Below are 20727 nucleotides of genomic sequence, written 5' to 3'. Positions count from 1 at the left end.
ACAAGCGCCCGGAGCTTTTTTTTATGTGCAATGTATAAAAGTTTCTATCTTTTTCAAGATAAATACTAGGGGCTACGGTTTGCTTTTTGATTGACCGCTTATTCCGCGCCAATTTTTTTGTAAAGTATTGGACATATTTTTAAACGAATCTTTAGAGTTTCTCCTAAATAGTGCACTTGCAACAAAATGAATGATACTTGCTAAAAATGCCGTTGATAAAATAATGCCTACGCCGACTAAGAACATGTCCATAATGAAAATCTGCATGATCAAGGCTCCTTTCTAACCATGTAAAAGTCTTCATGTTATACTATATGCTTTTAGGGAAAAGTATTGAATGGAAAGTTTTAGAGAAATAAATTTCACAAATCACTGAAAATTCGTTATAATTAAATGGACTACACAAAAAGGAGTAGATCAATGAATTGGTATGAGAAGTTAAATGAATATTTTCCGGTTGAGGAAATGAAATCTAAGGAGCATATGGATTTGCTCTTAAAGGAAAAAAGTGATGTGTACATTAAGGATGAAAGTTCAAAGCATGTTCTAATGTACGCTGAGTTTGAATCATTTATTTTCATCGATTATGTTTGGGTATCCACTCAAACCCGAGGACAGGGAATTGGTCATAAACTGATTGAGAAACTTAAATCAAAAGGTAAACCAATTATATTAGAGGTAGAGCCTGTTGATTACGAAGATACGGACACCGAAAAACGCCTCAAATTCTACCAGAAAGAAGGATTCGAACACGCTCATTCCATTGGTTACACTAGACGTTCACTTGCTACCAATGAGCTGAACCAAATGGAAATCCTTTATTGGTCCCCAGAACACGAATCCGAAGAATCCATTTTTGAAAAAATGAAAGAACTGTATGTAAATATCCACACGTATAAAGATAAAGAATTATACGGTGAATCCTACCAGCCAGTTGAAGAAGTCCTCACCATTAATGAAGACCCAGATTCTAAGAATATTCTCGAATCTATAGCTACACCTGAAAAAGCTTAGGTAAAGGAAGTTATAGCAAGTAGGGTATTACCCTGCTTGCTATTTAAATCTACTATACATAATAGAAAGCCTGTTAGAAATAACAATTGAAAATGATATTCAATGCGAAAAAAGAATTCTAAAAAAGTATCATTTATATGTTTAGATTTATTTGAACGTGGAATAGTACACTATGAGATAGTTGTCCGTTGTATAACATTTGTAGAATAAAGGATTATTTTTTGTTTAGTATCTACCGTTTTGGTTGTAAATGTAGTATACTTAAATTTAAGCGCCTACATTAAACTTATTTTAATTTAATAAGCGATTAAAACATTCGTGATAAATTTTGTTTGAGGAGTGAAGATTGCATGGTCACACTTTATACTTCTCCAAGTTGTACATCATGTCGTAAAGCGAAGGCTTGGTTAGAAGAGCATGATATTCCGTTTGAGGAACGTAACATTTTTTCTGAACCCCTGTCTATTGATGAAATTAAAGAAGTACTACGCATGACAGAAGACGGCACAGATGAAATTATTTCGACTCGATCAAAGGTTTTTCAAAACATGGAAGTCGAATTAGATCAACTTCCTATGAAAGATTTATTGGATATGATTACTGCAAATCCAGGTCTGCTACGTCGACCAATCATCGTGGACGAAAAACGCTTGCAGGTTGGTTACAATGAGGATGAGATTCGTCGATTCCTACCTAGAACAGTACGTACATTTCAGCTTCAAGAAGCACAACGCTTAGTTAACTAAATACAATACTTAATTAAAATAAAACTCTGCCGAATGCTCATTCAGCAGAGTTTTTTAGGTTTCCTTTTATATAGCTCTTATAAGATGCTTATGCGTGTTGTTCCTTACGTTGGTTTAGTAGATATCCTACCCCAATTACAAGGAATATGGCTGCAATAGGAATGACCCACTCAAGGTATGCATATTCATGGAAAAAGGCTTTAAAATTACCTTCATTTAAAATCATCTCACCAGCTGTATATGCTAGAATACCTGAACCAAGATATACAAGGAATGGATATTTTTCCAATAAGGTAAGTATCAGCTTGCTACCCCAAATAATAATTGGAACCGAAACAAGTAATCCTATGACGACGAGCCAGATGTTACCATGAGATGCGCCTGCGATGGCTAGAACGTTATCGAAACCCATAACTAAGTCTGCGAAAACGATTGTCTTTATTGCGCCTGTGAGACTGTCTTTGGCTTCGATATCTGGGTCTACTTCGTTATCTGTAAGAAGTTTTATAGCAATGTAAATGAGCAAAATTCCACCTATGGCTTGCAAGAACGGTATCTGGAGTAAGTAAACAGCAACAGCTGTTAATGCGACCCTAATTCCTACTGCTAGGCCTGTACCCCAAAAGATTGCTTTGTTCCGTTGCTTATCAGGTAATTTTCTACTAGCTAGTGCAATAACAATGGCATTATCTCCGCCAAGAATAATATCGATACCAATAATGATCAATATATCTTTGATCAAGTCTAATTCCAAGAAAAAACCTCCTACTACCTAGTGACAATAGCTGAATTTTCAGCTAAAATAATGAATTAACTCACGAATTAATTATGATTCTCGACTTAATTAATATAGTGCAAGCAATATTACATGTCAAGAATCTAGGTCATTCGTTTGTTTTGAACATTTTGAGCAATTCTGTTTTCAATATGCCCTCGAGTATCATAAAATAGTAACAAATACTAAAAGGATTCAGCACATCATATGGTTGAAACATTTCAATTCAGGGTATGTTGTAAATAAGAACTATTTTTATAGGGTGAAGTTTTCCCTTCCACCTAAACTAGTCAACAGAAGGGAGCGAGTTCAATGGAAATCGAACGTATTAATGAGAATACCGTTAAATTCTATGTGACGTATATGGACATCGAAGATCGAGGTTTCGACCGAGAAGAGATCTGGTATAATAGAGAAAGAAGTGAACAGCTCTTCTGGCAAATGATGGACGAAGTAAATGATGAAGAAGGGTTCAATTTAGATGGACCGTTATGGATACAAGTACAGGCTATGGATAAAGGCTTAGAAATTGTTGTAACGAAAGCTCAGATTTCTAAAGATGGACATAAGCTTGAACTACCTACTGATGATGGAAAAACCATCGACATGCCAGTGGATGAAAAACTGGAATCCATGTTAGATAGTGGGGAAGAGGTAAATAAGGATCAAGACAGCGAATCCGCTGGTGAAAACGATGAGAAATCATCAAATGATCGTTTATCTTTCGTAATTCGTTTTCAAGACTTTGAAGAAGTTATTCAACTAAGTCATTACTTCGGTAAGCCAGATGGCATCACAGATAAACTTTATCACTTTGAAGATACGTATTTCTTATACGTGGAATTTACAAAGGAAGAGATGAGCGACGAAGTACAAGAGAACATTCTAAGCCAGCTGCTTGAATTTGGTCATGAATCCCAATTGACTGTCCACCGCTTAGAAGAATACGGAAACACAATTTTCGATGAAGATGCATTGAATCAAATCTCCAAATACTTTCCAGAAATGTAACTGGATGTGAGGCGACAACTCTAAGTTGTCGCTTTTTATTTTGTATAGTAATTTATACACGTATAACTTAATGCCACGTCCAGCTCCAGCGCCTAGGATGCTATCCTCGCCTTCATACGATAAGTTAACATCGAATCACTCATGTTTTCGTGTTTTCTTTATCTCCTATAAATTCAGGGGAAGTTCGATTAAAATTGCTACGACACGTAGCAACATCGAACCAACCTGTGTCGTGTAGGCTGCAGCATATACGTCGCTAAGCGGGCGCCCTGAGCTTTTGTTCTGTTAAGACTGAAACGGTATGTCTTTCATTCGTATAAGGAATAAAGGTGTAAAACGAAGGGTAAATAGAATATACTTCTAACAACACGTTGTAATTCAGAAAGGAACGAACCTTCATGTTTAAACGTATTCAAATCTTAGTGTTCTTATCTATATTAGGGCTCATACTTTATGTTACCCATTCTTACTGGCAAGGTTGGCTGCTAGGGACGATGTCGATCCTTTTTACGATCTCAGCTGTGTTTATTGGAGTTGTGATTTTTTTCGAAAACCGCCATCCTACGCAAACACTGACTTGGCTCGTGGTTTTAGCTGCTGTGCCGATTGTAGGATTCTTTTTTTACATCATATTTGGCCAAAATTATCGGAAACGAAAAATGTTTCAACAAAAAGGTGAAATAGATGAACAAGCCTTTCGAAGAATAGAAGGTTCAAGGCAAATTGATCAGAGCCAAATGGAACAAATGGGAGATCACCAAAAGCTTCTTTTCCAATTGGCTCAACGATTGGCCCACTCTCCTATTACGTTTAATACGGATACAAAAGTATTAACGGATGGGGAAGAAACATTTCAATCATTACTATCCGAACTAAAAAAGGCTCAACACCATATTCATATGGAATATTACATTGTTCGTCATGATGAAATTGGAATGGAAATCAAAAATATTTTAATAGAAAAAGCTCAGCAAGGTGTCGAGGTCCGTTTTCTATATGATGCAGTGGGTAGTTGGCAATTATCAAATCGCTTTAAGCAAGACTTAGAAGAGGCTGGTGTAGAAGTTGTCCCATTTTCACCTGTTCGTCTCCCGTTTTTAAATAACAAAATTAACTTTCGAAACCACCGTAAAATTGTAGTCGTGGATGGAAAGACAGCTTTTGTAGGAGGTTTGAATGTTGGTGATGAATATTTAGGAAGGGATTCGAACTATGGCTTTTGGCGAGATACCCATTTGCTTGTCCAAGGAGAGTCCGTACGAAGCTTACAGTTAATATTTTTACAAGATTGGTACTATATGACCGGTAATGCTCACTTGACGAGTGAGTACCTTTCTCCGCCACTTGTAGACTCAGAGGGGAGAGGTGGCGTCCAAATGATTGCAAGTGGTCCTGATAATGAATGGGAAGTAATTAAACATGTATTTTTCTCCATGATTGTCAGTGCGAAAGAGTCAATATGGATTGCGTCTCCCTATTTTATTCCTGATGAGGACATTCTAACTGCTTTGAAGGCGGCTGCTTTGAGTGGTATTGATGTGAAATTGCTTGTCCCAAATCAACCTGATAAGCGCATAGTTTATTATGCTTCTAGATCTTATTTTCCTGAGTTATTAGAAGCAGGTGTGAAAATACATGCCTTTAACAAAGGATTTTTGCATAGCAAACTTATGATTGTCGACAATGAGCTGGCTTCAATAGGTACATCAAATATGGATATGCGAAGCTTTCATTTAAATTTTGAGGTAAATGCGTTCTTATATAGAACTCAAAGTACTGAAAAATTAGTCCATGATTACATGGATGATCTGAACTATGCTGAAGAGATTACCTTAGATTCATTTAAAAAAAGACCATTACTCAAAAGATTTTTGGAATCAACCTCCAGACTTCTTTCTCCTTTGTTGTAAAGAAAGCATAAGTTATGGCACTTACATGTCTAGCTCTAGCGCCCAGCGACTAGCAAACTTCCTGCTCCTCCTTTACGATAAGTCAACATCAGATTGCCGTCGCTCACCGTGTTTCCTTAAGGCCTACACGACGTAAGTTGGTTCGTGTTGCTGCGTGACGCAGCAACATCGAATCTCTATCATTCCAGAGTCTCCTCTAAATTACTGTTAGACAGTTTGTACGTCGCTAGCAGGGAACTTGCGCTTTTTTTCTTACTTATGAAGGATAATGGTATGTGGGAGGAGTATGTATATATTTAGAAAGGAGTGTAATTATGTGTTAAGAGCTCTTAATCGTTTAGGAAAAGAATTTCTATTAATGGATTGTTCCAATGAGGAAATTAGACACATTCGAGGTCTAGAATCGTTTTTTTGTCCGACTTGTAAGGAAAAAGTGTTAATAAGAGCAGGGAGTAAAGTAGTTCCACACTTTGCTCATAAGCCTTATTCGAGGTGTGTGAATGCATCAAATGGGGAGGGGAACTATCATGAACGAGGGAAAATACATTTATTTAAATGGCTACAAGCTCAAGGATATCATGCTATGTTAGAAGCTTATATACCTGAGATTAAGCAACGCCCTGACATATTTCTCACCATAAAAAGGAAAAAAATAGCAATTGAATATCAATGTTGTCGTATTTCCCCGGAAATGATGTTGGCTCGAACGAAAGGATACCAACGATATGGGATTATTCCTATTTGGATTCTTGGTGGAAATCGTCTGAAGCGTAATCAACAAAACATTGTAACATTATCTTCGTATGACCAGCTTTTTTTTCATCAATTTCAATCTAATTCCCCAATAAGTGTTTATTATTATTGTCCAGATGCTAAACAATTTAGTACCTTCCAAACACCCTATCCAATTAGTAAAACAAAAATGATAGGAACTCTTCATTTCACTTCTATTCAGTCCCTCACATTCCCCCAACTTCTTAATCTCCAATCAAATCTACATCCTAATGTTTTAGTAGACCTTTGGATAAACGAAAAGCGGAATTTTAGGAAAAAGCCTCATTCTATTTTTAAAGCTCAAGAAGCCTATTCCATTCATCAGTATTTGTACCATCGTGGATACCATGCGAGTTTACTCCCTTCTATTATTAACCTCCCAATTCAAACACTCTTTCCAAATGAAGAACCTTATAGTTGGCAAGCAAAGTGGATTATTGAGAATGTGCTTCCCCTCCCATTAGGGGGAAGGATATCGGCTACCGATACGGTTAAAGACTGTTATCCATTAATGAATAATGAGCCAAGGCCGTATTATGCTTATGCATGCTTGTTGGCTAGGATTGGTTTATTAAAACATTTACATGGCATTATCTTTGAGAAACGAATGGAGGTAGAGTTTCCTCGAACATTACACGATGGAATAAAACAAGATGAAGAATTAATCAGCTTATTAAAGAGTAGAATAAAAGAATAGAGAGGCAGTCATCATTAGCATACACAGGAGAGGATGCGATATAATGATGTGAGAAATGTATAATATTTCTGAAAAAAGAAGGGTTTTCTAATTCGGGACACGAAATAAGGAAAAGGAAATATAGAAGGAGGAATGGAGATGGCTAAAGAGCTACCAAAACGTGAAGAAATACCAGAAGAACGCACCTGGAGGTTAGAGGATATTTTTTCTTCTGATGAAGAATGGAATCAAGAATTTGAAGCAATTAAACAACTAATTCCAACTATTACAGAATATCAAGGGAAATTACATGAATCAGCTGATACATTATATAATCTGCTAAAACTTCAAGATGAAGTGGCGAACCGAGTTGGGAAACTGTTTACATATGCACATATGCGCAATGACCAGGATACGACAAATTCGCATTATCAAGAGATGAATACTAGAGCAGAAAACCTCTTGACCCAGGTTGGTAGTGCTATGAGTTATATTGATCCAGAAATTTTAGCAATGGAAGAAGGTAAGGTTGGACAGTTTATATCTGAAAAAGAGGAACTGAAATTATATGAGAAGGCATTGAATGAAATTACTCGTCAACGCCCTCACACTCTAAGTGAGCAAGAAGAAGCTCTTCTAGCTAAAGCTTCAGAAGTGATGTCTACTCCTACTCAAACATTTGGGGCGCTGAACAACGCTGACCTAACGTTCCCAACCATTCAGGATGAAGAGGGCAATGATGTCGATTTGACGCATGGTCGATACATTCGCTTCCTTCAATCAAAAGACCGAAGTGTAAGAAAGCAAGCCTTTGAGGCGATGTACGAAACATTTGGCAACTTTAAGAATACGTTCTCAACGACATTAAGCGGATCTGTTAAGAAACATAACTTTTCAGCTTCTGTCCGTAACTACGAATCCGCTCGTCATGCAGCTCTAGATAATAACAACATTCCAGAAAAAGTGTACGATAACTTAGTAGAAGCGGTGAACGATCGCCTTCCTGCTTTGCAGCGATATGTTGACCTCCGTAAAGAAGTACTTGGTGTAGATGAGCTTCACATGTATGATTTGTATGCAGACCTTGTACAGGACGTTGATATGGATATTCCTTATGACCAAGCTCAAGAATTAGTATTGAAGGGGCTAGAGCCTTTAGGTGACGAGTATGTGAATATTGTCAAAGAAGGATATAAAAATCGTTGGATTGATGTGGAAGAGAACAAAGGGAAACGGAGCGGTGCGTATTCTTCTGGTACGTATGGAACAAATCCTTATATTCTCATGAACTGGCAAAATAATTTAAATAATTTATTTACGTTGGCACATGAGTTAGGTCACTCTCTTCATAGTTATTATTCTGCAGCGAATCAACCGTATCGTTATGGAAATTACTCCATATTCGTAGCAGAAGTTGCTTCCACATGTAATGAGGCACTTCTAAACGATTATTTATTGAAAGAAACAGAAGATGAAAAGAAGAAACTATATCTTCTTAACCATTTCCTTGAAGGATTCCGTGGCACTGTGTTCCGTCAAACAATGTTCGCAGAATTTGAACATGATATTCATAAGCGCGAACAAAATGGGGAAGCATTAACGGCCGATAAACTTACCGAGTTATATCACGATCTAAACCAAAAGTACTTTGGGAATAATATTGTAGTAGATGATGAAATTGGGTTAGAATGGGCCCGAATTCCACACTTCTATTACAATTACTATGTCTATCAGTATGCAACGGGCTACTCTGCAGCAACAGCCTTAGCGTCTCAGATTTTAAAAGAAGGCGATGATGCAGTTAGTCGTTACAAAGACTTCTTAAAGGCAGGAAGTAGTGATTACCCAATTGAAGTACTGAAGCATGCTGGGGTGGATATGACCTCTAAGCAACCAATCGAAGAAGCCCTTGACGTATTTGAAGAAAAGCTAGCTGAATTTGAAAAATTGATTAAAGCATAAAAATTACCTTTCATGGATGAAAGTGAAAAAGATCCTAGTTCCTGTTAATGGGATTTAGGATCTTTTTATTGGTAGTGATTGGGGATTTCATTATCTCCGTACTCCCTATCGAAGTCCTTTGAAGGAACGGCGATGTGTAAAACTGAAAATAGTGAAATAAATGCATGCGAATAATAATGGCAATGATAGGAAGAGAGGAACAAGTCTCATTAATCCTAACAAATTAAATCCTAGAGCGATGGTTGTGGAAATCAGCCAGAACAAAGGTAGGTAACGCATGGGATCACTCCGTTTCGTAAAAGTAAAAAAGAGGAATAATGGCCTATAGTTGTTAATTCAGCTCTCTGCAAGTAGTATTCTTTCCACGCTCTGATGAGGTAACATCGAATCACTAGTGTTTCTGTTATTTCCTCTGGATACAATTGATGTTCGATTTAACCTACTGTTGATACCCCTATCGAACCTATGTTGTGTAGGTAACATCTTAAAAATAGTTAGACAAACTTCCAGAGAATTTCTATATAGTATTATTAATGTATGCGAGGGTTGGACAAATCTTTACATGTACATTCTTGAACCTTTTGTGACAAAAATCTTAAACCATTGTAAATAGGTAATGTCCCATGCTATAGTTTATATGTGAAATAAATCACATACTAACAAAATCCTTTGTTTAGACTGTGATACTTTCTCCCATCCCCCTTTGTCTAATGATATAGACATTGATAAGCCAGGCGATTGAAAGCCTGGCTTTTTTCTTTAAATAAATTTTGTGCTTACATGTCTAGCTCCATCGCCCAGCGATTTAGAGTAACGTAACCTATAACTGCCAAAAAAAAAGAGGGCTACTCAGAGAGAGTATAGCCCGACTTGTACTTATCTAATTAAGAATTATTTATTTTGTTTTACTGATCGACATACCGCCAAAACATATCATACTTAGCTGGGTGTTGTTCGACTTTTTGTTTGAGTAGAAGTTTCTTCATCTCGCATTTTGTTTTGGCTTCAGACCAGTCATATACTTCCGAGATTTCGCGGCTTGCTACCAGGCCATAGTGTTTTAGGAATTCTTCAATATCTGGTTTGGAAGCAGGAGAAGGTTTTTTCTGTAACATTTCTTGTAGCACTTCTACATAAATAGGATAAGGATAAAGTCCAGTAATTTTAATGCCTTCTTCCTCTTCCTCTTGGTTAAAGAGAACAATTGCTGGTATTTGATCTACTTCCATTTCACGAGTCAATTTTAAGTCACATTGTAACGCGCGTTTAGCAGAATCAGAGTGTAAATCACGCTTGAATTCTTCTACATCCAGCTTAACATCTTCTGCGCAAGAGATGAGTACATCTTCGTTTGAGATATTTTGTTTATTTAAGAATAAATATTCCTGTAGTTTGCGTAGAAATCTCATCCCAGCTTTCCGACCTTGTAATTCTGCAGCTTTGATTCCCAATGCCGCGAGCCATGGAGACGAGACAGGATTTTCTAACCATAAATCACCATCACAACTCATACCAGTTCGGGAAGCTACTTTTTCCCAACCTTTTGCTAAGTCCTCTGGTTTTTGAAATGATTCTGAGTTTAAGGAAGTTAATTTTCCACTAATGATTGGTCGGATTGTAAAGTATCTCCCATACTCAATCGTAAGCTTTTTTATATATGGCTCTAGAGACCAGCATTCAGGACATAAGGGATCGATAAATACATAAATCTCAACTGGTTTTTTTAACAGGTCGAAAAAACCAAACTGGGATGTTGATGGTTTCGTGTTGTTTGATTCCCTAGTCATATGCCAGCTCACGTGGATTCTCCTTTCCCATCTTCTGGTGTATTCATCATGTGATGTGCTGTATAAGTTAATCGTTCAAAAATAGCACTTCGATAAGGTTCTTCTACCCCAGCTTCCTCTAACGCCTCATTCATGCATGAGAGCCATGCGTCTTTACGAGTAGGGGTGATTTCAAACGGTAAATGTCTAGCTCTTAGCATAGGATGTCCATGCTCCTCTGTATAATACGCAGGCCCACCTAAGAATTGTGATAAAAATTGTTTTTGTTTACGAGCTGTTTCTGTTAAATCTTCCGGGAAGATGGGGGCTAAATCTGGGTGTTTTCCCACACGTTCATAAAACGCTTCGACCAAAAGATGAATGGTAGCTGAGCCACCTATTGCATCATAAACCGTTCCTTCATAATTCGTCATACTTAACACTCTCTCGTTAACTTTATCTGTTATAAGACTAATTCGTAGTAAATTTAGTTCATGGTGAAAGCGTTGACAAACTTAAGCCTGTCACACGTAATCCCTTTATGGTGCCTTCATCATGTATCTTTTCCTTATTGTAGCAACGCTAGCTTCCAAAACTCAACAAATCTGTTTATGTTACAGATTGGAAGAATCGTTTAATTTTATTTGGTGTCTCACGTTCTGGTATATCAAATTGATGAAGAATGTCTTTGAAGACAGTTTGTCCATGTTGTTTTTCCTTTGCTTCTAACTCAAACTCATAATCCGTTACATTATTATAGTGACTGCGGTCTAATACAATAAGGGTATCCATGTATTCTGTCTCCATACGTTCTGTCGTCAAAGCACCTTTGAATTGAAGAGAGGAGAAGTCAATGCCAAAATTAGCAAGTCGGTCCTTAATGTTTGGAGCAGGAGCAGGTTCATTATTCATCCATCCCTGTGCTTCTTCTTCTGTTAACGTATCGTGCGTTTCAAGAAGTCCTTTTGGGTGAGGTTCTTTTAGGGTTGCCGTCCACGTATCATTTTTTTTGCGAATACGAAGGGCGCATTTCTTTTCACGCAAATCGAAGGAATTTGTTTCAAAGTAATAATTCGTCTGACTAAAACGTTGTTCCTTTTGGAAAGGTAAGGTTTGAGCAAGTTGTTCATATTCGTTTTCTTCTAGTAAGTTTTTGAATTCTATTTCAATTTCTTGAGACATTTTTATACCTCCATCTATCTAAAATGGGTCGATTCTATTATTGATGACATTTGTAAAGATTGCAATCATTATCCATTTCCCTATTTTATGATACAATAAAAGCGCAGTAATCATCATGTGAAGCAACTTGATGACGCGCTGTTGTTACGTTTAAAGGTGGTGCTTGATAGATATGAATTGGGAAATGTTTTTGGCACCTTATAATCAAGCTGTTGATGAATTAAAGGTGAAGTTAAAGGGAATGCGAGCCCAATATGAGTATGGTTCCACACATTCCCCTATTGAATTTGTAACAGGTCGGGTGAAACCAATACAGAGTATATTAGCAAAAACAAGAGAGCGAAATATTGCTTACCCCGATCTTGAAGATGAAATACAAGATATTGCAGGACTTCGAGTCGTTTGCCAATTTGTCGATGATATTTATACAGTAGTAGGTATGCTTCGACAGCGCAAAGACTTTGATATTATCGAAGAGAAAGATTATGTTAGCAAAAAGAAAGAAAGCGGATACCGTTCCTATCATGTTATTATTGAATATCCCGTGGAAACCATACAGGGGGAAAAGAAATTGCTTGCTGAAGTTCAAATTCGTACACTCGCCATGAATTTCTGGGCGACGAATGAACATTCTTTAAATTATAAGTATAGTGGACAAATTCCAATTGAGGTGAAAGCGCGCTTGAAGAAAGCAGCTGAAGCTGCCTTTCAATTAGATGAAGAAATGTCCAAAATACGCAATGAGATCCAAGAAGCACAAGCTATTTTCAGGAAAAAGAATGATAATGAACCAACTGACAAATCCTAACGTGTAAATAAAAGGGAGGTTTCTTCTATTATGAAGTTTGCGCTTACTTCCAAAGGCGATTCTGTCTCCGATGAAATTTTAGCTAAAATGAAAAATTATTTAACCGAATTTAACCTTGTCATCGATGAGGATGAACCTGATTTGGTTATTTCAATAGGTGGGGATGGGACGCTTTTAGAAGCGTTCCACACGTATATACACCGCCTAGATAAGACAGCATTTATTGGTGTACATACCGGTCATTTAGGCTTTTATGCGGATTGGATGCCGAAGGAACTCGAAAAGTTAATTATCGAAGTGGCTCGTACCCCGTTTCAGGTAGTCGAATATCCGTTATTAGAAATTACAATTCGACCTAAAGGGGACGAACCAGAGGATCGTTTTCTAGCCTTAAATGAATGCTCCGTGAAAACGGCAGAAGGTTCCGTGGTGCTCGATGTTGAAATAAAAGGGGAACATTTTGAAACGTTCCGTGGAGATGGACTATGTATTTCGACTCCATCTGGTAGTACTGCCTATAATAAGGCCTTAGGTGGAGCGATCATTCACCCTTCACTAGAAGCGATTCAGATTGCGGAGATGGCATCCATTAACAACCGTGTCTTCCGTACGATTGGGTCACCACTGATTTTACCGAAGCATCATACATGCATGTTAAAGCCAAAGCATGAAAAGAGCTTTTTAATCACACTAGACCACATAACACGCCGCTATGCTGATGTGAAGTCCATTCAGTGCAGAGTGGCGAAAGAAAAAGTACGTTTTGCGCGTTTTCGTCCCTTCCCGTTCTGGAAACGAGTACATGATTCTTTCGTAGCGGATGATGAATAAAAGAAGCGAGGTGCACTGGACGTGAAGTGGACCATTACCAAACAACAAGAAGGGATGCTCGTACGTAACTATCTTCACAGCGTACGAGCATTTTCACGTAGCATGGTGAAAGTGGTGAAATTTGACGGGGCAATCCTTTTGAACGAGGAACCTGTTAGTGTCAAAGCGAGATTAAAGGAGGGGGATGTGCTAGAACTACATTTCCCTGCTGAAGAACGAGGGCCTCACCTACATCCTGTTGATCGTCCAATTGTAGTGTTATATGAGGATGCTGATGTACTGGTGTTACACAAACCTGCAGGGCTTGCCACAATACCTTCTATCCATCACTTGGAGGATACATTGTCGAATCGGATCATTTCATATTACAACAAAAAGAACATTTCCTATACCGTCCATGTCGTTACGAGATTGGACGTCGATACATCAGGTATTGTCCTAATTGCTAAGCATCGACTTGCTCACTCAATCTTGTCTTCCAAGCAAGAAAAGGGTGAGATTCGCCGTACGTATAAAGCCATCGTTACTGGGGCGCTAGCTGATCGAAAAGGAACCATAACTGCCCCAATAGGAAGAAACTACGATTCCCTTATTGAGCGAAAGGTAACTCCTGACGGGCGAGAGGCAATTACTCATTACAAAGTAGAAGTAGAGACTCAAGACTATTCTCTCGTGGATGTTCGTTTGGAAACAGGGCGCACCCATCAAATCCGTGTTCATTTTAGCTATCTAGGTCATCCTCTACTTGGGGATGACTTATATGGTGGGAAGCGCGACCTGATAGAAAGACAGGCTTTACATTGTACTTCACTCGTATTTCCTCACCCAATGAGTGGGGAGGAAATACGAGTGAATTCGGGGATGCCTGAGGATATGGCTGGGCTTATTAGAGATAAGCGTGAAATATGTAAAGAAGGCTGACTCCTAATGAGTCGGCCATTTTAAAATGTACAAAAATGTATTTATTGGACGTTAAGTCCATACGTCGCTAAGCGAGGGCATGTGATATATTGTCGTCTAGGAAATTATAAACGGGTTTGAGGTTGTGAGCCACGTCCAGCTCCCAGCGACTAGTATGCTTCCCGCGCGCCTCCATACGATAAGTTAACATCGACTCACGCATGTTTTCGTGTTTCCTTTATCTCCCGCGGAATCAGGTGAAGTTCGATTAAAGTCGCTACATCACGTAGCAACATCGAACCAACCTATGTCGTTTAGGCCGAAACACATACGTCGCTTAACGGACGCCCTGAGCTTTTGTTCTTAATCATCAAATGTTCGAAATTTCTCTGGTACTTCAGGTTGCTTTGATGGAACGGAAATGATTTCTTCTTCTGGAAGTCGGAATGCTGACAAGGCTCCACCAAATACACAGCCAGTATCGATATTGACCGTTTTATTTTTGAAGCGGGGTGTTCGTACTGGAGTATGACCATACACAATCCACCGATCTCCTCCGTATTCTCCTGCCCAATCACGACGAACAGGCATACCGTTTTCGTGGAATTCTCCCGTTATATCTCCATATAGCACAAAGGTATGGACTTTTTTATCCTCATGTCCAATCATATCTTCACGGATGCCAGCATGAGCGACAACCAGGTTGGCTTCTGGGAGTACATGATACAAAGGGGAATGCTCATAAAGCTCCATAAACCGTTGTTTAATTTTTTCCTGTTGATCAGATGGGAGCGCTTCATATTCGGCAACCGTTGTTTCTAGCCCATGTTTTTGTTGTACATTATTCCCTTTGAAAAAGCGGTACAATTTATTGTCGTGGTTCCCTGGTACATAATGACCTCTTTGGTGCTTTACGACAAGTTCATATACAAAGTGAATGACTTTTAACGATTCGGGACCCCGATCAGGTAAATCTCCGACAAAGATGGGTGTACGCCCATCCTCATGTTCAGGCACACCGTCTTTAATTGTGTAGCCTAGCTTTTGAAATAATGTAAATAACTCATTAAAACAACCATGAACATCACCAATGATATCAACTTTCATATAATTCCTCCTTGGGCTATCTATATCATCAAGATTTTCACTCGTGAATAACATTAAAGGCTGCTTAGAGCTTTAGCACCTACAGCTTCGTGTTTTTTGCACTAATAGAAGGACACTTGCGCTTTTGTTCAAAAAAAGGGTGGTCGCTATTTTAGCGTATCCACCCTTTCCTCTAATCAAACATATAGGTTTTCGTTCGAAAGCGAACGTTTAATACTAATCCTATGGCGAGCATGTAGGTCAGTAAGGAACTTCCGCCGTAACTAAGAAAAGGGAGGGGAAGTCCTGTTATTGGTAGCAGTTGAATAGACATGCCGATATTCTGGAATATTTGGTACGTGAACAGTCCGATGATGCCGACACATAAATAACTACCAAATTGGTCATTACTTTCTAGAGCTGTGGAAATAACTCGATAAATGAGTAAAAAAAACAATGTCACAACAACACTTGCTCCAAGGAAACCAAATTGCTCTGCGATGGCTGTGAAGATCATGTCTGTATGGCGTTCGGGAATGTTTAATGATTGCATCCCCATGACACCTTTACCGATTAATTGACCGGAGCCAATCGCCATCATCGCTTTTGTTAACTGATAACCGAAATCTTCGTACTTCTCAGGTTGAAGCCAGCCATAAAACCGGCCTGTTACGTGACCAAAATCGGATTCTGTTAAAAATTGCTCCATAGCAAGTGGAAACAGTAGATAAATGGTTACGAACGCTGCTGCAGAAATAGCGATAATTCCAAGAATAGTTAATAGGATACGCCAGCGAATACCGGAAACGAGAATAAGAGCTCCTGTTATGGCAGCCATAACAAGAAACGTACCAAGGTCAGGCTGCTTGGCGATAAGTGCCATAGGAGGCAGTGCAACACCAATTAATTTAGCTAACAACCATAAATCATATTTAACACTTTGATAATCGGGTCTCTTTTCATGGTGACGGGCAATTAAATGACTTTGAATGATAACAAGAAATACTTTCATAAATTCCCCGGGTTGTACGGTCCCGAATGGGAACTTAAACCAACTTGTAGCACCATTGTTTGAATGGACAAGAAAACCAGGGATGTGTAGTTCAAGCATGAGTAACATCATCACACCAAAACCATAAATGACCCATGCGAATTGTCGGAAGCGGTCATAATCAATAAACATGACTGAGACCACTAAGATGGTGCCAAGTATGTACCATTGCGTTTGCTTCATTAAAAAGTTAGAGCCATCATACTTAGAAGGTAACGTCGGTTCAATTGTATAAAGTGAGAATAAGCTAACAGCAGCCAATAAGAGTATAATAAAAATTAACGTAAAATCTATGTTAAAGCCTTGGTTTTTTTGATTCATAGATGATCCCTTTCTTCTATAGAGGATGTGTTCCCATTTACGTTTCAAACAAAAAGGGAGCAATCCATTTCCTAATAGGATACGATTAAAAAGTAAGCACAATGAAAAGTGTACACTATTCTATGCCATTTTTTAAGAATTTCCTTTCTTATAATAGTAGATAAGATGAAATCTATGATAAATCTAAATAACATTCGTTGACAAAAGCCATCTTGACCCTTACTATGAAACGGTCAAATTCGAACATCTAATATGGAACAGAATGCAGATAGAAGCATCTATTACCATTTCATTTTAGGCGATGAGGAGGGATTTATGATGGAATACCTTGAAGAAGATGAACGTAGAGAACTTTGGGGGAAAATTCAGGATGCGTTGTTTCAAGATAAGATTGATCAATTTCGTGCTGAATTTCTAGAAATGCATCCATACGACCAAGCAAAAATATTTGAAGAACAAGATACGGATGTACGAATGCAAATTTATACGTACCTCTCGCCTGAAGAAATTGCTGAGGTTATGGAGCATATTGATATTGAAGAAATAGAGGATTATTTTACGGAAATGGATCCTCGATTTGCGGCTCAAGTCCTTGCTGAAATCTCAACGGATGATGCTGCAGATATTTTGAATGAATTAGACAAGAATAAAGTAGCCAGCTTCTTGACGATTATGGACAAGGAAGCGGCATCTGATATTAAAGAACTTTTATACTATGAGGAAAAAACAGCTGGTAGTATCATGACGACCGAATTTGTGGTCATCAATGCCAATCAAACTGTACGAGAAGCCATGCTGCATTTACGTAAGGAAGCGCCTGATGCTGAAACAATTTACTATATATTCGTGATTGATGAGGATAAGCATTTAGTTGGTGTTATCTCACTTCGAGACCTTATCATTGCAGAAGATGATTGGCTTATTGCAGAAGTAATGAGTGATCGTGTCGTTTCTGTCCAAGTAGGGGAAGACCAGGAAGAAGTTGCACGCCTGATGCGTGATTACGATTTCCTTGCCCTTCCTGTGGTTGATTTTCAAAATCATCTACTTGGAATTATTACTGTCGACGATATTATGGACGTTATGGAAGAAGAGGCAAGCGATGACTATTCCAAACTTGCCGGTGTATCTGACTTAGATCGTCCGGATGAGAATGCCTTTGCAGCTGCCAAGAAACGGTTGCCATGGCTGGTCATTCTGCTATTTTTAGGTATGATGACTGCTTCCTTAATGGGGCGCTTTGAAGCGACATTAAATCAGGTAGCAATACTAGCGGTATTTATCCCACTTATTGCCGGCATGGCAGGTAATACAGGCACACAAGCATTAGCGGTAGCTGTTCGTGGACTAGCTACAGGTGACCATGAAAAAGATGGCATTCTAAAACTCGTGATGCGAGAAGCAGGTACAGGATTGATTACGGGAACGATTTGTGGAATTCTCATTACGATTATTGTCTTTTTATGGCAAGGTAATATTTTCCTTGGTATGCTTGTTGGTATTTCCATTATGGCAGCTTTAATTGTCGCTACACTTGCTGGTGCTATCGTACCTCTTGTGATGCACAGGCTTAATATTGATCCAGCAGTTGCCTCTGGTCCGTTTATTACAACGATTAATGACATTATATCCATTTTAATTTATTTAGGAATGGCGACCACATTCTTAAGTTTACATCTCTTGAATTCATAATAAAGGAGGGGAAAGTGTATGGAACACGGTTCCGCATCTGTAACATCGCTAGTGATAGTTATCCTAGCCGCTTTTATTACTCCTATTCTGCTGCATCGATTTAAGCTTCGAACAGTACCAATTGTCGTAGCTGAAATTATCGTAGGATTGATTATCGGAAAAAGTGGTTTCGACCTCATTGAATCCGGTATGTGGTTGGAAACCTTATCAACATTAGGCTTTATCTTCTTAATGTTCCTAAGTGGACTTGAAATAGACTTCTCAGCATTTGCAGGAGGACAGAAAAAGGAAAAGACCGCGAAAGGGAATTTTGCCCCTAATCCGTTGAAAATAGCCTCTTCGATGTTCGTTGTAATTTTGCTGTTATCTTTAGGGATGTCGTATCTATTTGTTGTATTTGATTTTATTGATAACGTCTTCCTTATGACACTGATTATCTCCACCATTTCTCTAGGGGTTGTCGTACCAACGCTTAAGGACGCAGGGATGATGAAAACCCATATCGGGCAAATCGTATTGCTCGTTACCGTTATTGCTGACTTAACCACAATGATTCTATTAGCTGTTTTCGTTTCTATTTACGGAGGCGAAGAGAGTGGAAGCATGTGGCTACTGCTCATTTTATTTGGAGCGGGCGTATTGATTTATTTCGTTGGAAAGAGATTTCGTGAGCAATCATTCGTTCAAACGATGTCAAAAGGAACAGTCCAAATTGACACACGAGCGATTTTTACCATCATTATGGTGCTCGTAGGGATCTCTGAAACAGTTGGAGCAGAAAACATTCTCGGTGCTTTCCTTGCTGGTGTTATAGTCGCACTCCTTTCACCAAATCAAGAGATGGTCAAGCGTCTGGACAGCTTCGGCTATGGCTTCTTGATTCCAATCTTCTTTGTAATGGTTGGGGTCGGCATAGATATTCCAACGCTATTCCAGGATTCAAAAATCTTGCTATTGATGCCGCTACTATTTTTAGCCTTGGTCATTGCTAAGATGGTACCTTCTTTAATGCTAAGACGCTGGTACTCCTGGAAAGAAGTCTTCGCTAGCGGATCGATCTTAACAGCCAAACTTTCTCTAGTAATTGCAGCTGCAACCATTGGTGAAGAAATGGGGCTGATTACTACGAGAATGGAAGGGGCATTGATCCTCGTTTCCGTTATCTCATGTCTGATTGCACCGGTTATCTTCAAGAAACTATACAATCAGGACGAGGAAGAAACAGAATATAATTATACCGTCTCCTTTATTGGTTCCAATCGAATGACGCTACCAGTTGTTCGAGAGTTAGATCCGAAGCTATATGAAACTCATCTGTATCACACGAAAGTAGAGAAAGTTGATGAACGGATCTCCAACTCTTGCTTTGAAATCAATGATGTTGAGAGTTACGATGTCGACGACCTCCACGGACAAGGCATTTTTGATGTCGATGTTCTTGTCGTTTCCACCGGGGACGAACAACAAAATGCTGTCATTGCAAAATATGCAAAAGATCGAGGCGTTGAACGTGTCATCGCCCGTGCCGAAACATCTGAGTTAAATAATGAATTGAAAGCTTATGGAGTAGAAGTGTTCTCTGTATTCCTATCCTCCAAAGCACTATTAAAGGCGATGATTGTCGCACCAAACTCAGTCGATCTATTAACAAAACAAGAAAGCCAGCTATACCAAATCAACATGAACAATCCAAGGTACGATGGTATGTATTTACGCAACTTCCCTTTCACAGGAGATGTGATCATGGTTCGGATCTTCCGTGATAAAGATTCCATCGTACCACATGGCGATACCGAACTGAAAATGGACGACCGTTTGATTGTGACCGGCTCTTCAGAATACGTGGAAGAATTGCGCATGGATCTTGAGTTCTGCGAGATGTGCTAAATAAGTTGATTGTTCGGAAGCACGCCCTTTTTGGGGGCGTGCTTTTTGTTTGGGAGGAGAGTGGGGATTTTGAGAGGCTGTGGATGGAGGGACGCAGCTGTGTATTTCAGGCTCCCTGAATGAGTGTTTGCTCGGAAATTTTAAACCTTGCTCCGAAATGAAAAAAGTTGCTCTGAAAATCAAAATTTTGCTCTGAAGTAGGAAAAGTAGCGATGTTTTTGTGGGGATTTTGTAGGGAAAATGGCAGTCGATCCTAAATTCTTGATCTCGCTCGGAAGTGTGGGGATTCTTCTCTAAAAAGGCAAGCTTAGCACCAACCCCTCACTAGTAATCCT

The 20727-nt window shown here is 38.9% G+C and carries 18 protein-coding genes; 11 read left to right on the top strand and 7 right to left on the bottom strand.

Annotated features, from left to right (window positions below; genetic code table 11):
* Positions 1–72 precede the first annotated feature (72 nt).
* The gene (locus GLW08_RS05545; protein ID WP_160847536.1) at positions 73–267 is read right to left on the bottom strand and encodes a hypothetical protein; all 195 of its coding nucleotides are present in this window, start codon (positions 265–267) and stop codon (positions 73–75) included.
* 153 nt (positions 268–420) lie between these two features.
* Between GLW08_RS05545 and GLW08_RS05540 the strand changes: the two genes are divergently transcribed.
* Both GLW08_RS05540 and spxA read left to right on the top strand, forming a co-directional pair.
* Positions 421–1014 (top strand): GNAT family N-acetyltransferase, encoded by a 594-nt coding sequence (locus tag GLW08_RS05540; RefSeq protein ID WP_160847535.1) that lies wholly within the window; start codon positions 421–423, stop codon positions 1012–1014.
* Positions 1015–1364: 350 nt separating this feature from the next.
* Positions 1365–1760 carry a transcriptional regulator SpxA gene (gene spxA / locus GLW08_RS05535; RefSeq protein ID WP_036815641.1) on the top strand — a complete coding sequence of 132 codons (396 nt, stop codon included), beginning with the start codon at positions 1365–1367 and terminating at the stop codon, positions 1758–1760.
* A gap of 88 nt (positions 1761–1848) precedes the next feature.
* Here the strand turns inward: spxA and GLW08_RS05530 are convergent, their stop codons facing one another.
* Entirely contained in the window at positions 1849–2514 is a 666-nt protein-coding gene (locus GLW08_RS05530; RefSeq protein ID WP_160847534.1) for a TerC family protein, read from the bottom strand.
* 333 nt (positions 2515–2847) lie between these two features.
* Between GLW08_RS05530 and mecA the strand changes: the two genes are divergently transcribed.
* The 4 genes from mecA to pepF all read left to right on the top strand — a co-directional run bounded on the left by mecA (position 2848) and on the right by pepF (position 8868).
* Positions 2848–3546 (top strand): adaptor protein MecA, encoded by a 699-nt coding sequence (mecA, locus tag GLW08_RS05525; RefSeq protein WP_160847533.1) that lies wholly within the window; start codon positions 2848–2850, stop codon positions 3544–3546.
* A 398-nt stretch (positions 3547–3944) separates the two neighbouring features.
* On the top strand, positions 3945–5456 hold the full coding sequence (gene cls / locus GLW08_RS05520; protein ID WP_160847532.1) for a cardiolipin synthase: 1512 nt from the start codon (positions 3945–3947) through the stop codon (positions 5454–5456).
* A 316-nt stretch (positions 5457–5772) separates the two neighbouring features.
* On the top strand, positions 5773–6927 hold the full coding sequence (locus tag GLW08_RS05515) for a competence protein CoiA family protein (protein ID WP_160847531.1): 1155 nt from the start codon (positions 5773–5775) through the stop codon (positions 6925–6927).
* Between the two features lie 132 nt (positions 6928–7059).
* Positions 7060–8868, top strand: a complete 1809-nt coding sequence (pepF, locus tag GLW08_RS05510; RefSeq protein ID WP_160847530.1) for an oligoendopeptidase F — start codon at positions 7060–7062, stop codon at positions 8866–8868.
* Positions 8869–9773: 905 nt separating this feature from the next.
* On the opposite strand, the gene GLW08_RS05505 is transcribed toward pepF, so the two are convergent.
* The 3 genes from GLW08_RS05505 to GLW08_RS05495 all read right to left on the bottom strand — a co-directional run bounded on the left by GLW08_RS05505 (position 9774) and on the right by GLW08_RS05495 (position 11816).
* Entirely contained in the window at positions 9774–10667 is an 894-nt protein-coding gene (locus tag GLW08_RS05505; RefSeq protein ID WP_337193898.1) for a ClpXP adapter SpxH family protein, read from the bottom strand.
* Positions 10664–11068 carry a globin gene (locus GLW08_RS05500; protein ID WP_160847529.1) on the bottom strand — a complete coding sequence of 135 codons (405 nt, stop codon included), beginning with the start codon at positions 11066–11068 and terminating at the stop codon, positions 10664–10666. The genes GLW08_RS05505 and GLW08_RS05500 overlap by 4 nt, the downstream gene beginning before the upstream one ends.
* 175 nt (positions 11069–11243) lie before the next feature.
* Positions 11244–11816 carry a CYTH domain-containing protein gene (locus GLW08_RS05495; RefSeq protein WP_160847528.1) on the bottom strand — a complete coding sequence of 191 codons (573 nt, stop codon included), beginning with the start codon at positions 11814–11816 and terminating at the stop codon, positions 11244–11246.
* A 172-nt stretch (positions 11817–11988) separates the two neighbouring features.
* Here GLW08_RS05495 and GLW08_RS05490 point away from each other — a divergent pair, with 172 nt between their 5' ends.
* Genes GLW08_RS05490 through GLW08_RS05480 form a run of 3 tightly spaced genes read left to right on the top strand, consistent with a single transcriptional unit; the run spans position 11989 to position 14376 of the window.
* Complete coding sequence (locus GLW08_RS05490; protein ID WP_160847527.1) at positions 11989–12624, top strand: GTP pyrophosphokinase; 636 nt, start codon at positions 11989–11991, stop codon at positions 12622–12624.
* A gap of 30 nt (positions 12625–12654) precedes the next feature.
* Positions 12655–13455, top strand: a complete 801-nt coding sequence (locus GLW08_RS05485; protein ID WP_160847526.1) for an NAD kinase — start codon at positions 12655–12657, stop codon at positions 13453–13455.
* Positions 13456–13476: 21 nt separating this feature from the next.
* Positions 13477–14376 carry an RluA family pseudouridine synthase gene (locus tag GLW08_RS05480; RefSeq protein ID WP_160847525.1) on the top strand — a complete coding sequence of 300 codons (900 nt, stop codon included), beginning with the start codon at positions 13477–13479 and terminating at the stop codon, positions 14374–14376.
* 342 nt (positions 14377–14718) lie between these two features.
* On the opposite strand, the gene prpE is transcribed toward GLW08_RS05480, so the two are convergent.
* Both prpE and GLW08_RS05470 read right to left on the bottom strand, forming a co-directional pair.
* Complete coding sequence (prpE, locus tag GLW08_RS05475) at positions 14719–15462, bottom strand: bis(5'-nucleosyl)-tetraphosphatase PrpE (protein WP_160847524.1); 744 nt, start codon at positions 15460–15462, stop codon at positions 14719–14721.
* Positions 15463–15634: 172 nt separating this feature from the next.
* Positions 15635–16813: an FtsW/RodA/SpoVE family cell cycle protein gene (locus GLW08_RS05470; RefSeq protein WP_160847523.1), complete on the bottom strand. Its 1179-nt coding sequence runs from the start codon at positions 16811–16813 to the stop codon at positions 15635–15637.
* 318 nt (positions 16814–17131) lie between these two features.
* Between GLW08_RS05470 and mgtE the strand changes: the two genes are divergently transcribed.
* Positions 17132–18505: a magnesium transporter gene (gene mgtE, locus GLW08_RS05465; protein ID WP_160847916.1), complete on the top strand. Its 1374-nt coding sequence runs from the start codon at positions 17132–17134 to the stop codon at positions 18503–18505.
* 18 nt (positions 18506–18523) lie between these two features.
* On the top strand, positions 18524–20392 hold the full coding sequence (locus GLW08_RS05460) for a monovalent cation:proton antiporter family protein (protein WP_160847522.1): 1869 nt from the start codon (positions 18524–18526) through the stop codon (positions 20390–20392).
* The last annotated feature ends 335 nt before the right edge of the window (positions 20393–20727 follow it).

Origin of the sequence: Pontibacillus yanchengensis, assembly GCF_009856295.1 — a bacterium.
GTDB lineage: Bacteria > Bacillota > Bacilli > Bacillales > BH030062 > Pontibacillus > Pontibacillus yanchengensis_A.
This window is presented reverse-complemented; position numbering and strand designations above follow the sequence as displayed.

What these genes read in the sequence shown, in the direction of transcription:
- GLW08_RS05545 (WP_160847536.1), bottom strand. Translation starts at nt 267, where the DNA reads ATGCAGATTTTCATTATGGACATGTTCTTAGTCGGCGTAGGCATTATT.
- GLW08_RS05540 (WP_160847535.1), top strand. Translation starts at nt 421, where the DNA reads ATGAATTGGTATGAGAAGTTAAATGAATATTTTCCGGTTGAGGAAATG.
- spxA (WP_036815641.1), top strand. Translation starts at nt 1,365, where the DNA reads ATGGTCACACTTTATACTTCTCCAAGTTGTACATCATGTCGTAAAGCG.
- mecA (WP_160847533.1), top strand. Translation starts at nt 2,848, where the DNA reads ATGGAAATCGAACGTATTAATGAGAATACCGTTAAATTCTATGTGACG.
- cls (WP_160847532.1), top strand. Translation starts at nt 3,945, where the DNA reads ATGTTTAAACGTATTCAAATCTTAGTGTTCTTATCTATATTAGGGCTC.
- pepF (WP_160847530.1), top strand. Translation starts at nt 7,060, where the DNA reads ATGGAGATGGCTAAAGAGCTACCAAAACGTGAAGAAATACCAGAAGAA.
- GLW08_RS05500 (WP_160847529.1), bottom strand. Translation starts at nt 11,068, where the DNA reads ATGACGAATTATGAAGGAACGGTTTATGATGCAATAGGTGGCTCAGCT.
- GLW08_RS05495 (WP_160847528.1), bottom strand. Translation starts at nt 11,816, where the DNA reads ATGTCTCAAGAAATTGAAATAGAATTCAAAAACTTACTAGAAGAAAAC.
- GLW08_RS05490 (WP_160847527.1), top strand. Translation starts at nt 11,989, where the DNA reads ATGAATTGGGAAATGTTTTTGGCACCTTATAATCAAGCTGTTGATGAA.
- GLW08_RS05485 (WP_160847526.1), top strand. Translation starts at nt 12,655, where the DNA reads ATGAAGTTTGCGCTTACTTCCAAAGGCGATTCTGTCTCCGATGAAATT.
- prpE (WP_160847524.1), bottom strand. Translation starts at nt 15,462, where the DNA reads ATGAAAGTTGATATCATTGGTGATGTTCATGGTTGTTTTAATGAGTTA.
- GLW08_RS05470 (WP_160847523.1), bottom strand. Translation starts at nt 16,813, where the DNA reads ATGAATCAAAAAAACCAAGGCTTTAACATAGATTTTACGTTAATTTTT.
- mgtE (WP_160847916.1), top strand. Translation starts at nt 17,132, where the DNA reads ATGGAATACCTTGAAGAAGATGAACGTAGAGAACTTTGGGGGAAAATT.
- GLW08_RS05460 (WP_160847522.1), top strand. Translation starts at nt 18,524, where the DNA reads ATGGAACACGGTTCCGCATCTGTAACATCGCTAGTGATAGTTATCCTA.